This window comes from Gordonia bronchialis DSM 43247 (assembly GCF_000024785.1).
Classification (GTDB): Bacteria; Actinomycetota; Actinomycetes; order Mycobacteriales; family Mycobacteriaceae; genus Gordonia; species Gordonia bronchialis.
Genome location: NC_013441.1, coordinates 4,220,832 through 4,233,681, shown reverse-complemented (window position 1 = coordinate 4,233,681; position 12,850 = coordinate 4,220,832). Strand labels below are relative to the sequence as shown.

The following is a 12,850-nucleotide window of genomic DNA, read 5'->3' as shown; positions in this document are numbered from 1 at the left end:
GACGATCCGGTCGTCATCGACGGTGTGGTGCCAGTTGGAGAAATGACCCGAACACCGTCTAGAGGTGCGGGCGACAGCAACAATCGGCGACGCGACAGAAGTCGATCGCCCGGCGGCGGGTGAGCAGGAACTCACGGCGCTGTTGCATGCCCACGAGGGTACAACAGCCCGCCGGTGGCCCGAAAAGCCCGGGCCTGTTCTGCCGATACCGCTCAGAACTCGTCGAGAACCAGGTCGGTGGGCCCGGTGTCGGCGAGCAGCCGGATGTCGCCGCCGAGGCTGGCCGCGCGCTGCGGAACCAGACCCCACGGGAGCGGGATGGTGGGCAGTACCGTGCTGAATCGGTCGAGGACAGCCGTGCGCATCTCCGCCGGAACGTCGTCGTCCTCGTGCCGTTCCGGCCCGGTGTAGTAGCGGGTGGCCCGCACCTGTAGCCGTCCGTCGACGATGGCGAGGTCCACGGCCACACTGACCTTGACCTTGGGACCCTCATAGGACGACGCCGACGGCGGGTTATGCGGGTCGTCGCCCGCAGACGGGGGAAGGGCGACGGTGCCGGTGAACACCACGCCCGATTCCCGGCTGGGTGCCCCGTCCTGGGGGCCGCCGCCACCGGCCTTGCCGTCCGGCGCCGGGGTGCTGACGGTGAGATCGGTGATGCCGAGATAGCGGGCCATCGCGATGGCATCGAGCTTGGTGTAGGCCGATACCGACGCGGTGTGCACAACATCACCCGGCTGGAATCGCCATCCGTCGCCGACGCTGAACGCGCCGAGGGTGGCGCCGAGTTCGCCCCGGCAGCCGCCTCTGCCCGCGCAGCCGTCCAGAGTGACGTCCCGAGCGGCGATGACGGCGCCGTCGAACTCGCCGGCGCGAGCATGGGTGGTGAACGGAAATCCCTTGAGCGTCACCTCGGGATCGAAGGTCACCCGCGGTGAGGCGGCGATCGCCCGGGACATCTGGTATTCGCCCCGGACGGCCAGTCCGGTGTCGACCAGGGCGGCCACCGCAGCGACAACGACGACCACGACGACCGCGAGAACGATGCCGCGGCGGTTCCGCCGGCCCCGTCGGGAATCCCCCTGCGACGAACGCTCCGGACCCGATTCGGACACCTCTGTGCCTGCCTTGTTAACTGCGAACCCCGCCATTGGCGCTATTCTGTCACCTATCGCGCACACGTTGGTAAGCCGTCGTAAACAAGAGCCGGGGTGTGCGCGACAATGGCTGCTCCCACGCGAGGGGCTGCTCACACGTGAGGCGCTCAACGAGGAGTATCTCGTCCACCGTGGATACCGGGCAGCCCTGGGTGGGGACACAGAGGAAGATCGGAGTGACCATGGATCTCCTGTTGCTGACGGCGGACCCCAATCCGGAATCGGTACTACCGTCATTGTCTCTGCTGGCGCACACGGTCCGGGTCGCACCCACCGAGGTGTCCTCGCTGATGGAGGCCGGTAACTCCGACGTCGCGATCGTCGATGCCCGCACCGATCTGGCCGCCGCCCGCGGACTGTGCCGGTTGCTGGGCAGCACCGGGTCGGCCGCGCCGGTCGCCGCGGTGCTCACCGAAGGCGGCCTGGTCGCCGTCAACGCCGACTGGGGGATCGACGAGTTCCTGCTGCCCGGAACCGGACCGGCCGAACTCGATGCCCGGCTGCGGCTGCTGCTGGCGCGCACGCGCGGGGTGAGTACCGAGGAGGCGTCGGGCAAGGTGCCCCTCGGTGAGCTGGTCATCGACGAGGGAACCTACACCGCCCGGCTGCGCGGACGCCCGCTCGATCTCACCTACAAGGAGTTCGAGCTCTTGAAGTACCTCGCCCAGAATGCCGGGCGCGTGTTCACCAGAGCTCAACTGCTTCAAGAGGTCTGGGGTTACGACTTCTTCGGCGGCACCCGCACCGTCGACGTCCACGTACGTCGCCTGCGGGCCAAACTGGGCAGCGAGCACGAGTCGTTGATCGGTACCGTGCGTAACGTCGGCTACAAGGCGGTCCGCCCCAGTCGCGGACGGTCGGCGGGATCGGATGCCGCCCTGGGGGATTCGCCGGCCGTCGACGACGAGTTCGACGACGCTGCCGACGACTTCGCCGACCTGCCCAAATCCGACCCCTTCGACGAGGAGTTCAGTGCCAGCGCCAACGGGAACTGATCACCCGGACATCACCGTCACCGATTCGCTGGGCGAGCACGACGTCGCCCGTGCCCGACTGATGGTGGACGGTGCTGCTGCGGCCGACGGGATCTCGCCACTGTCCGAGCAGGCGGTGGCCGCGATCGACGCGGCAGCGGGCAGCGGCGTCCGGCACGTCATCTCCGCCGCCGGGTATGCCAACATCAGTCCCGGGCGCGGGGACGAGCCGGCCATGATCGAGGCCGTGGTGGATCCGCAGCTGCGTCGTCGTGGACACGGACGGGCACTGCTGACCACCGCATTCGGCGAAGCCGAACGCGCCGGTGACGCGCGGGTGTGGGCGCACGGCGATCTGCCCGGCGCGCAGGCGCTCGCAGCGTCGATGGGATTGGTCCGACGACGCGAACTGCTGCAGCTGCGGCGCGGTCTCGGAACCGGGGCGCCGGCGTTGCCCGAGCTGATCGTCGACGACTCGGTGCGGCTGCGCACCTATGCCGGTTCGGCCGACGATGCGGAGATCCTGCGGGTCAACAACGCCGCCTTCGACTGGCATCCGGAGCAGGGCGGCTGGGGAGCCGAGCAGATCGCGGAACGGGTCGGGGCCGCGTGGTTCGACCCCGAGGGTCTGTTTCTCGCCTTCGACGCGGCGAATCCCGAACGGCTGCTGGGATTCCACTGGACCAAGCAACACGACACCGAGCTGGGCGAGGTGTACATCGTCGGCGTCGATCCGGCCGCACAGGGTCGCGGGCTGGGCCGGCTACTCACTCTCGCAGGTCTGCATCATCTTGCCGCCACCGGACGCTCCGAGGTCAATCTCTACGTCGAGGGTGACAACACCGCGGCGTTGCACACCTATGAGCGGCTCGGCTTCGGCCGCTACGCCATCGACGTCGCCTACGGTAGGCCCGAGGGCGACTGACGCGTTGTCCGACAACACTGTTCGTGCGGGGACCGCACGCGCCGCGCGACGCTGGGATGGTCACCGGGTGGTGCGGACCGTGGTGATGCTCGGCGGCTGGGGACTGGTGGGTGCCGGGATACTCGGTGTCGTAGCGCATGTCTCGGGGCTGGTCAGCTCGACGCTGTCGCGGCTGGCTTCGTTCACCCCGGTGTTCGTTCTGGGCGCGATGGTCGGGCTGGTCGTCCTGGGCGCCGCGCGGCGAGTGTATTCGGCAGCGGTCGCACTGGTCGTCGTCGTGGCGGGGATCGCCACCCAGCTCCCCCTGTTCGTGGGAGCCGACGAGGTGGTGGCCGATTCCGATCTACGTGTCATGCAGGCCAACATCTATCTCGGACAGGCGGATACCGCCGATCTGGCCCGCACGGTCGCCGACCGCCGGATCGATGTGCTGACCGTCGTCGAACTGACCCCGGACGCCGTCGGCCGGATCGACCGCTCAGGTCTGCGTGCCCGGCTGCCGTTCGTCTACCTCGATCCGCGGGACGGTGGCAGCGGCGCCGGCATCTATTCGCGTTTCCCGCTGACGGATCGGCACGCGCTCGCCGGGATGGAGCATGCGAATCTGCGTGCGGTGGCCGATGTTCCGGGTGTGGGACGTCGCGCGCTCTACGTCCTGCACCCGATCCCGCCGTACCCGGAGCCCGCCTGGAAATGGGATCTGGAACTTCGGCGTCTCGCCGGTGCTCTACGCGCCGAACAATTGCCGCTGATCATCGGTGCCGATTTCAATTCGACCTACGATCACCGCAGGTTCCGTGATCTGCTGTCCGGATCGTCGAGTCCGGGATCTCCGCAACTCACCGATGCCGCAGAGCATCTCGGCACCGGCATCGTCGCGACCTATCCGGCCGACCGGACCATTTCCCCGATGCTCGCCCTCGATCGTGTGCTCACCCGCGCGGGCCCGGTCCCGACGAGCTTCGTCGCCGTCGATCTTCCCGGCTCCGACCACCGGGGTGTGGTGGCGACCGTCCGGCCGTGAGCCCGGGGGTGGGTGGCTCGCTCGGCCATGGGGGTGGCTCGAGTCGGCTCAACCGGCGAGTGGATGCAGGTGGTCGCGGATGAGGGATACCACCTCGTTGATGTGGGGTTCGCGCACGATGGAGACGTGATCGGAATCGACTCGGGCGACGGTGAATTCGCCTCGGGCGATGGTGGTCTCCCAGAAGTGGGGGTCGTCGACGTTGTCACTGCCCTGCACGAGGAGCACTGGACCGTCGTAAGGCTTCGGCCGGTGCAACCGGCCCACCCGCACACCGATCTCCTCCATGGCCTGCGCGGCCCGGGCGGGTGAGCGGTAGAGACCGGCGAACGGGACCAGCAGGCGTCGTCGCCAGAGTTCGCGTCGGGGCAGCGGCGGGCGTTCCGGGGTCATGGTGACCGCCGGGTCGGTGCGGCGCACCTCCCCTCGGATGCGTGCGGGCACAAAGGTGTCCACCGCGACGACGAGCCGGACGTCGCCGCCGTCGGCACGCAGCCGGCGGGCGGCTTCGAGGGCGATGAAACCACCGAGTGAATGCCCGACGAGGACGTACGGGCCGTTCGGCGCGATGCGTCGCAGATCGCGCAGATGACGGCGGGCGGCCGCGGCCACCGTCCAGTCGGGGAGTCCGCGATTGTCCAGCCCGTTGGGAGTGAACGCGTGGATGGCGCCGATGCCCGCGGTGCCCGCCATCTGGTGGGCAAAGGGCACAAAGGTCAACGCCGAGGCGCCGGCCCCGGTGAAGCAGAACACCGGAACACCCTCGCCACCACTGAGTTTCGCCCCATCATGGAGTCTTACCGTTGTCGGGGACAGGCGCGCGCGCTGTGCGCGGACCCTCCTGCTCTCGATGGTGGCCGCCATCTCGGCGACGGTGGGTGCGGCGGCCGCTTCCGCCTCGGTGAGGCGCACACCGGTGGACCGGGTGACGTCGGCCAGGATCTGGGCGACGGTGAGCGAGTCGGCGCCGAGCGCGTACACATTCTCGTTGCGTCCCACCGAATCCAGTCGCAGCGCCGACGCCCACACCTCGGCGAGCGCGCTCTCCAAGGCATCGACGGGCGGTTGCGGCCGGCGCGCCGGAGGGTCGGGCAGCGCATCCCGGTCGAGTTTGCCTCGCCCGGTACGGGGGAGCGCGGTCAACTCCACGATGTGGGCGGGCACCATCCAGCTGGGCAGACTCGCACGCAGGCGCGCGCGGATCACCGATGTCGGTGGGGTGCGGACCCGTCCGTCCGGCACCACATAGGCAACGAGTTCGGTTGCACCCGAATCGGACACGCGGGTGATGACCGCCGCGTCGGCGAGATCACCGGAACGCAGCAGGGCCTCGCGGATCTCCGACGGCTCAACCAGATAACCGCGGACCTTGACCGCATCGTCCATCCGGCCGTGCAAAATTAGACCGGGGCCCTCCCACGCGCCACGATCACCGGTACGGAAGGTGGTGAGACCGTCGGCGTCGCGGATGAAGCGCCCGGCATCCGCGGCGGGGTCGAGGTAGCCGAGAGCGAGGTGACGCGACGACACCAGGACCCGTCCGTCGTCGTCGATCGTGATGATCTTGTGCGGCGCGGGAATCCCGGCCGGCAGATTCCCCGGCGACCGGGGCGTCGCGGCGCGCACGTCGTGATAGCTGATCGCCGAGGTCTCCGACGACCCGACCCAGTTGGTGACGGTGGCCTGCGGGGCGAGAGTGTCGCAGCGGCGATCTCACCGGTAAGAGGCTCGCCGGTGGTGATGATCCGCTCGATGACCGACCACGCGCGATGAGCGGCGCCACGGTCGTGTGACCGTGCCGTGGTGAGCGCGCGGAGCAGTGCGGGCGTCATGAATGCCACGTCGATGTCGTGGGCGGCGAGTTTGTCGAGGACGGCCGTCGGATCGTGTTGTCGGGGATCGACGGCGAGCACATCCGCACCGGCGAGCAGCGAGCCGATCAACACATTGAGTCCCGCGCCGAAGCTGATCGGCAGACAATGCGATTCGCCGCCCGGGACGCGCCCCGAACCCGTCGCGGATCAACTCCGCGTCGCACAGCCACATCGTGTTCGGGTGCAGAACGCCTTTTGGGGTGCCGGTCGATCCCGAGGTGAACTGGATACTGGTTACCGCCAAACCGGGGTCCGCCGGCGCGTTCTCCCGAACACGATGTGCCACCGACACAGTCGAAGGTGTGGCGGGTGTCTCGGTCCCGTCGATCAGGCCGATGCCCTCGGTGATGGTCACGACCTCGAGTCCGTGGGTGTCGGCCACCGCGTGTGACTCGCGCAGGTGCTCGGCGTCGGAGATCAGCAGACCCGCGCGTCGGCCGTGCAGTTCGAGTTGCCGGATGATCGTGTCGAGACGTTGCGCCGGCAGCTCGGGATCGACGGCGACGAGCGGTCGCCGTGAGCAGAACACCGCGAGCAGAACGGCGTGAGCTGATGGGTCGGCACGATCGCCGCGAACGGGATGATGGCGACGGCCGCGGTGCGCGGCGCACCACGTGAGGCCAGCAGCAGGGTGATCAGGCCGTAGGCGATCACCAGCGACCACGCCTGCGGCGAGAAGTAGTCCTGCCCAACCCAGTTCACGGTCTCCACGATGAACGCGGCGGCCACCGCGACACGTGCCGACAACCCGATCACGCGCGCGGCCGAGTAGACGACGATGGCGATGAGGATGTGGATGATCGGGGCGAACACATGTGCCAGCGTCGTCACCGGCAGGCCGGTGACCTCGCAGAACCAGGCGGCGGTGACGAAGAACGCGGGCCATTGGGCGTAGATGTCGGTGCCGTTTGGCGCGATCAGGTCATGGGCCAGGATGTAGTCGACCACGGCGAGATGCTTGTACGTCCAGTCGTAGACCGGGATCTCGGTGCCCAGCCAGGTGGTCACCCGGGCCACCACGATGGCGACCCCGACGGCTGCGGCGGCGGCCGCGGTGCGCCCGCTCACCGTCGCCACGACGAAGGCGGCCGTGGTCAGCGCCATCGCCGGGATCAACAGGATGGCGCGCCCACTGAACAACAGACCGTAGAAGCTCGCGTCGACGCCGGGCAGGCCGGGAATCGCTGCCGCCCAGCAGATCAGCGCCGCGAACAGGAGTAGGGTGGCCGCGTTGATCCCGGGCGCGGCGACGGTGTCGCGCACCACCGACCAGGCGGTTCGTCCCCACGTGCGTGGATTCGGCCACCCCGATCGCCACTGATAGTGCCCGAGACTCGCGGCGATCACGGCCAGCGCGGACAGCACCAGGATGCCGGTGGTGGACCAGCGATAGGACCACATCGCGGTCAGCGAGACGAGCGTCATCGCCGACATGCCCAGGGTCGGAACGGCGGCCGCTCGGGCCGCGCGCGGTAGACGAACCCACGCGCAGAAGGCGGCGCCGGGCCCGACGAACACGAAGGCGCCCACCAGAAGTGCCCGGAGCACGGCCGGCAGCGGGGCAGTGGCGGCCAGTCCGGTGAGTCCCGCGACGAGTGCGACGTCGGGCATCGACACGGGCTGTCGGCGTACCGGCCCGCGCGACCGTGGCGGCGTGGCGACCGGATGCGTGTCGGCGGCGGCATCGATCACCGCACTCATGTGGATGCTCCGGGTAGGGGGGTGGCGCGGCGCCCGCGCATCCGCTCACGCGCCAGCGCGACCGGGCCACCGAGCACGGAGAACACCTCGATGCGTCCGACCGCCGACGACATCTCCTCGGCGAACTCCCTGGGCGGCTTGGTGATCGCGCCGTAGTCGGCACTGGCCCGGGCGACGGCGCGGGCACGGCGTCGCAGCACCGAGAACGCCAGCCGACGATGCTGTCGGTTGACCGCGACCTTGGTCAGCCGGGCGCCGAGGCCCAGGCCATAGCCGCGTGCCTGCACCAGCAGCGCGTCGGTGTCGCTGCGATGGCGGTGCCAGATGATCGACGACGGCTCGTTGGCCAGCGCGTATCCGGCTGTCAGGACACGGAAGAACATGTCGATGTCCTCTCCCCCGCGCGTTCGGGTACCCGCACCCAACGCCTCGTCGAAGCCGCCGAGGCGCCGGATCGTTTCGCGGCGGACGGCGAAGTTGGCTCCGGTACCGTAGGCGCCGATCTGAAAGGGGAAGAGCGGCAAGTCATGCGGCGGGTCGTCGAGGGAGTACACCCGGGTGCTCATGGTGTCCGCCCAGGACACCCGCCAGTCGAAGTACGCCTGGGGCCGGGTGCGCAGTTCGCCGCTCGGGACCATGCCGCAGACGCAGGCGACGTCGGTGTCGCGGGCGAATCCGCGTGCGAGACCGCGCAACCAGCCGGGATCGGCGACGACGTCATCGTCGGTGAAGGCGACGATCTGGTGCCGGGCGGCGGTGAGTCCGCGGTTGCGCGCCGACGACAACCCGGCGACCGGCTCCACCACGCGACGGAACCGCGGATCGTCGATCTCCTCGACCACGTCGGCGGTGGCCGGTCCCTGCGGCGCGTTGTCGACGACGATCACCTCGAAGTCGGGGTAGTCGACCGTGCGGAGTGAGGCGAGCGCCACCCGGAGCTGCTCGGGACGCTCGTGGGTGCACACGACCACCGAGATCGGCGGTTGCTCGACGTCGGAATGATCTTGTGGCACTAAGAGTTCCGGGATGGGCACCCGGATCAGTCCGTCGACCACCTCGACGTCGACGAACTCGAGCGGGGTGAGACCGGCACGCAGCAGCACCCGCGCCCGGCGATAGCCATCGATCTGCTCGGGGGCACACAGGACCTCCGGGTCAGCGCCGGCCCCCACAGCACCGACGTCGAGCATCCCGACCCAGGTGGCGCCCGTCCATTCGGGAACGCCGTCGATCGGCATCGCCGGCGGGAGGGACAGCGGAGCAGTTGGTGCGTTCACAGTTTGATCACCCGAACCCAATCTATGAGCATGGTCGCCGATGCCGGCGTGGTCGAATCCGTCGGTCCCGGCCAGTTGCCGCCGACGGCGAGTGTGAGCAGGAGATGGAACGGCTGATCGAAGACCCAGCGCGCGTCCGGGGCGTGGTCGGCCGGCGTGGCGACGAACAGGGTCCGGTCGTCGATGCCCGTTTCGATCCGGCCCGGCGTCTTGTTCACCCAGTACACGTGGAACTGTCCGGCCAGCGGCGTACCGAACGGCGCCGACGCCGACAGCGTCTGGCCGCGCACCGAAGAAGCCTGCGGCAGATGGATTCCCGTGTGGTACGCGCGGCCGTGGTTGATGGTCTCGATGATGTCGATCTCGCCGGATGTGGGCCATTGGACGTCGTCGACGTTGTCGCCGAGCATCCAGAACGCCGAGTGCAGTCCCTGCCCGGCGGGCATCGAGATCCGGGCACTGACCCGACCGTAGGTGATTGACATGGTGTGGTGGGTGGTGAGCCGCGCCGAGGTCACGGTGTTCCCCGATCGCCGCGCGGTGATCGCCAGATGACCTTGCCCGTCGATCCGTGAGTTGGCGAGATCGTCAGTGTAGAGCTGGGTTTCGTTGTTACCCCAGCCCCCCGCACCCCGGTCGTGAACCCACGGACGTCCGACCGGCCGTGCCGGGCCGTCGAATTCGTCGACGAAGGCAGGCCCGTAGGGATCTCCCGCGGCGCTGCCGGGGGAGAAGGTGCACGCCGAAGACGCGGCGAGGATCGCGGTGATCACCGCGATGCGTAGCGCGTCGCGGAGCGAACGCGGATTCATGCCGCTACGGTGCGCTCGTCACGTGAATCACGCGACGTGTCCCCGGGCGCCGGTGCCGCGGGGTCGGAGGCGGTGCCGCCGCTGAGGCCGGCGATCAGCAGGGCGATGAGGATCGGGTAGATGATGAGGCGTTGCGTTCCGCCCGCCCCGAGCAGGCCGGTGAAACCTGCTGTGTAGCAGAAGTATCCGATGGTCGACAGGATTCCACCGGCCGTCAGGACCAAACGCACCGTCGAGTGCAGGCGCGTCGTCGACGACACTCCGATCAGAACGCAACCGAGCGCACCGAGCACCCCGAACACGTTCATGGTGAGCGAGTGCAGTGGGTAATCGATCTTCTCGGTGATGATGCCCGCGGCGGCGAAGCCGGCACCGGCGATCACCAGCATGAGCGCATGCGGCCAGGCGGTGCGGGTCCGTGCCATCCACGCGCAGGCCAGCGCGGCGATCGCGAGTCCGGTGATGACCAGTGCGACGTTCATCACCGGTGACAGCGCACTGCACGGCCAGGTGCCGCTCGGACCGCAGAACGGGACGCCGAGCGGTCCGACGGTGACATCACGATAGCCGTAATGTCCACGCCAGGTGGCCGATACGACCCACTCGGCGGCGAAGTACACCAGCAACGTCAGGGCACTGATGCGTGCGGTCTGACGCGCACCGATGAGGGTGCCCAGTCGGTTCATGCGAGGTCCTTTCCGACCGTGAGTCGTCCGGCCGCGAATCCGGTGCAGGTGACGAGGAATCCGGCGCTCAGGGCGATGACCCGGCCGTTTCCGGCGATGCCGCCAGACGCCGCTGGGCAGGACCCGCGTGGTGTAGAGGCGCTCGCTGGCCAGTGCGTTGCCGGTGGTCGTCAGGCGCGACAGCACGGCCTTGGAGCGGCCTTCCTGATAGCACCGGCGGAGAAAGTAGCGAAGCCGGGCGCGGTCGGACGGAACACTGTGCCGCACTGCGAAATCGGTATCACGCACGATCCGGGTTCCCGGATGGTGCTCGCGTAGCGAGATGCCCATCAGTGTTTCCTCGCAGCCGGCCGGGAAGGTTCCGCGCCGGCCGAGATGCGGTGAGAACCCCCCGATCTCGTGGATGTAGTTGCGCCGCACCGCCATTGCCGCCCCGATCGGATTGCGGATATCGGCACCGTTGTCGGCGATGCCGCGGTAGTCACAGCCCACCACCCAGCCGAACTCGTCGGGGAACCAGGCGGGTGGGCGGCCGGCCGCCCACTCCGCCTCGACCGCGCCGCCGACGCAGCTCACGTCCTCGTCGACGAAGCGGCGTCGCAGGGCCTCGAGGGCGTCGGGCCGCAGGGCGGCATCGTCGTCGACGAAGACCACCACGTCACCGGAGGCTTCGGCGACTCCACTGTTGCGGGCGTCGGACAACCCCTGGACGCCGACATTGGGCACCACGGTGACCTCGGGGGCGCTGCGGTACGTGGCGGTGAGGTCGGCGAGCAGATCCGGGTTGTGGTCGACGACGACGATCAGTCGGTCGGTGTTGCCGAGTTGCGTACGGGCCGAGGCGATTGCGCGGTCGAGCAGCGGCCGGCGCCGGTCGGTGTAGCAGCAGACGACCACGGTCAGCGACACGGCGGTGCGGTTCGTCGACGCGGAATGTGCGGTCGCGGGAAGGGATGTCGGGGACAACAGGCGAATCTTCCGGGCGGTGACACAGCGGTGTCGGGGCGGGTATGCAGCCTGCAGCCTAACCCAGTGACATTAGGAAAGGCTAACCAAAGTATGCACGCCGGGTGCGCTTGTGGTTCAGATCACGCGGTGATGATCATGCAGACTGCGGACGAGCGCCGACGAGCCGCTCGACGTGGAACGCGACACGATCGAGTGCAGTGCCGACCACGTCGGCCTCGAAGACGTCGTCGCGCAGGGTCGCCGAGAGGATGATGCCGCCGGCCACCATGGCCGAGGTGACGGTGATGCCCGACGGTGATGGCGGGTCGGCGGCGCCCACGACCGTCGCGCGCTCGGCGTCGGTGAATTGCCAGCGGCTGTCGGGCCCGCCGATGACACCGACGCTCGAGTGCAGCAGGTCGGCGACCCGGATATCGCCGCACGGCAGGCCGGGTGGGTGATCGAGCGTACCGGTTTCGCGGAGACGTCGGCGAGCTTTGACGGTCGTGACAAGCAGGTTCGCCGCCGGCCTGCCCATCCGCGCTGACGTGGACAGCTCGGATTGCAGTTCGCGTGGCGAGGTCGAGGGCCGCACGTCGAAGACGAGTCCCGCGGAGAAGTTCGCGAGAGTGGTGACCCCGGACGGGAGGTAGCCGCGGGCATCGAAGGGCAGCGTGACCATCGGGTTGAGGGTGATTCCGGCCTCGGCGAGCGCGGAGACCAGCGCACGGTGGTGAGCGCGAACATGCTCACCCCGGGCAGGTTGCGGTCGCGTGCGGCGCGTAGCGCGGCGCAGTGGTCGCGGGCGATCCGCGCGGTCTGCACTATCGGGCGGATCGGCGGGATCGGCGGGATCGGCCGCGTGGCCGCGACAGGCGGCGGGGGAGGCCGGCGTCGATGGAATCGGGCTAGCGCAATCAGCCGGCGCGGGTCGGCGGCCAGGGTGGCGACGGCCCCGGCGAGGGACCACGAGGCGATGGCCGCGCCACAGATCGGGATCGGCGGGATCGCGGACGCCCATCAGGACCTCGGCGATGACGTTGAGCAGTGCGGTGTCCCCGAGCCCGTGGTCGTAGTCCAAGGCCAGATGGTCACCGGCGAGCACGACGCGCAACTGCTCGCCGGGCGCCTCGCGCGCGATGCGCAGCAGCTCGGAGTGATCGTCGATCTGAGGCGCCGACGAGACGGCGTCGTCGAGTCCGGCGGGATCGAAGATCCATCGGTCGTGGACGGTCGACGGTCGCAACCCGATGCGCGCAGCGGGGCCGACCGCGGCCAGCCGACGGATGCGATCGGTGGCCACCTCGGCGTCGGGTATCGGGACCGGACCGAGGACGAAGGCCGACCGGTGCCTGCTGTGCGCGATGTCGACAGGTGCGACACGCACCGGGCCGGTCGTCTGGCGGGAGCGATGAATGGTGGTCATGAGAGCTTCGCAGCTATACCAAGGCTTACCTTATGTCTGGATCGTC

General features: G+C 69.1%; 10 protein-coding genes and 2 pseudogenes. 3 read left to right on the top strand and 9 right to left on the bottom strand.

Annotation, left to right across the window (positions count from 1 at the left end):
• Positions 1-212: 212 nt before the first annotated feature.
• Positions 213-1,151, bottom strand: a complete 939-nt coding sequence (locus GBRO_RS19555) for an LmeA family phospholipid-binding protein (RefSeq protein WP_012835613.1) — start codon at positions 1,149-1,151, stop codon at positions 213-215.
• A 188-nt stretch (positions 1,152-1,339) separates the two neighbouring features.
• Here GBRO_RS19555 and GBRO_RS19550 point away from each other — a divergent pair, with 188 nt between their 5' ends.
• From GBRO_RS19550 to GBRO_RS19540, 3 genes are all read left to right on the top strand, one after another.
• Complete coding sequence (locus GBRO_RS19550) at positions 1,340-2,152, top strand: response regulator transcription factor (protein WP_012835612.1); 813 nt, start codon at positions 1,340-1,342, stop codon at positions 2,150-2,152.
• Positions 2,130-3,056 (top strand): mycothiol synthase, encoded by a 927-nt coding sequence (mshD, locus tag GBRO_RS19545; RefSeq protein ID WP_012835611.1) that lies wholly within the window; start codon positions 2,130-2,132, stop codon positions 3,054-3,056. Before GBRO_RS19550 ends, mshD begins: the two co-directional genes overlap by 23 nt.
• A 67-nt stretch (positions 3,057-3,123) precedes the next feature.
• On the top strand, positions 3,124-4,080 hold the full coding sequence (locus GBRO_RS19540) for an endonuclease/exonuclease/phosphatase family protein (RefSeq protein WP_012835610.1): 957 nt from the start codon (positions 3,124-3,126) through the stop codon (positions 4,078-4,080).
• A 48-nt stretch (positions 4,081-4,128) separates the two neighbouring features.
• Here GBRO_RS19540 and GBRO_RS27160 read toward each other — a convergent pair whose 3' ends face one another.
• The 8 genes and pseudogenes from GBRO_RS27160 to GBRO_RS19505 all read right to left on the bottom strand — a co-directional run bounded on the left by GBRO_RS27160 (position 4,129) and on the right by GBRO_RS19505 (position 12,804).
• Complete coding sequence (locus GBRO_RS27160) at positions 4,129-5,706, bottom strand: alpha/beta fold hydrolase (RefSeq protein ID WP_052298308.1); 1,578 nt, start codon at positions 5,704-5,706, stop codon at positions 4,129-4,131.
• 140 nt (positions 5,707-5,846) lie between these two features.
• A pseudogene (locus GBRO_RS27600) lies at positions 5,847-6,026 on the bottom strand (hypothetical protein); the annotation flags it as partial.
• A 115-nt stretch (positions 6,027-6,141) separates the two neighbouring features.
• Positions 6,142-6,483: pseudogene (locus GBRO_RS27595) on the bottom strand (AMP-binding protein); the annotation flags it as partial.
• Positions 6,372-7,655, bottom strand: a complete 1,284-nt coding sequence (locus tag GBRO_RS27150; RefSeq protein ID WP_052298306.1) for a hypothetical protein — start codon at positions 7,653-7,655, stop codon at positions 6,372-6,374. The gene GBRO_RS27150 and the pseudogene GBRO_RS27595, both read right to left, overlap by 112 nt.
• Positions 7,652-8,893 carry a glycosyltransferase family 2 protein gene (locus GBRO_RS19525; RefSeq protein WP_012835609.1) on the bottom strand — a complete coding sequence of 414 codons (1,242 nt, stop codon included), beginning with the start codon at positions 8,891-8,893 and terminating at the stop codon, positions 7,652-7,654. Before GBRO_RS19525 ends, GBRO_RS27150 begins: the two co-directional genes overlap by 4 nt.
• Before the next feature lie 35 nt (positions 8,894-8,928).
• Positions 8,929-9,744 (bottom strand): glycoside hydrolase family 16 protein, encoded by an 816-nt coding sequence (locus GBRO_RS19520; RefSeq protein WP_012835608.1) that lies wholly within the window; start codon positions 9,742-9,744, stop codon positions 8,929-8,931.
• A complete protein-coding gene (locus GBRO_RS27145) occupies positions 9,741-11,396 on the bottom strand; it encodes a glycosyltransferase (protein WP_227892960.1) in 1,656 nt (551 codons plus the stop codon). The genes GBRO_RS19520 and GBRO_RS27145 overlap by 4 nt, the downstream gene beginning before the upstream one ends.
• A 136-nt stretch (positions 11,397-11,532) precedes the next feature.
• Entirely contained in the window at positions 11,533-12,804 is a 1,272-nt protein-coding gene (locus GBRO_RS19505; RefSeq protein WP_012835606.1) for a hypothetical protein, read from the bottom strand.
• Between the last annotated feature and the right edge of the window lie 46 nt (positions 12,805-12,850).

Bases quoted from the DNA above. Each gene is read 5' to 3' on its own strand.
- GBRO_RS19555 (WP_012835613.1), bottom strand. From the start codon at position 1,151: ATGGCGGGGTTCGCAGTTAACAAGGCAGGCACAGAGGTGTCCGAATCG.
- GBRO_RS19550 (WP_012835612.1), top strand. From the start codon at position 1,340: ATGGATCTCCTGTTGCTGACGGCGGACCCCAATCCGGAATCGGTACTA.
- GBRO_RS27150 (WP_052298306.1), bottom strand. From the start codon at position 7,655: ATGAGTGCGGTGATCGATGCCGCCGCCGACACGCATCCGGTCGCCACG.
- GBRO_RS19525 (WP_012835609.1), bottom strand. From the start codon at position 8,893: ATGCCGATCGACGGCGTTCCCGAATGGACGGGCGCCACCTGGGTCGGG.
- GBRO_RS19520 (WP_012835608.1), bottom strand. From the start codon at position 9,744: ATGAATCCGCGTTCGCTCCGCGACGCGCTACGCATCGCGGTGATCACC.
- GBRO_RS19505 (WP_012835606.1), bottom strand. From the start codon at position 12,804: ATGACCACCATTCATCGCTCCCGCCAGACGACCGGCCCGGTGCGTGTC.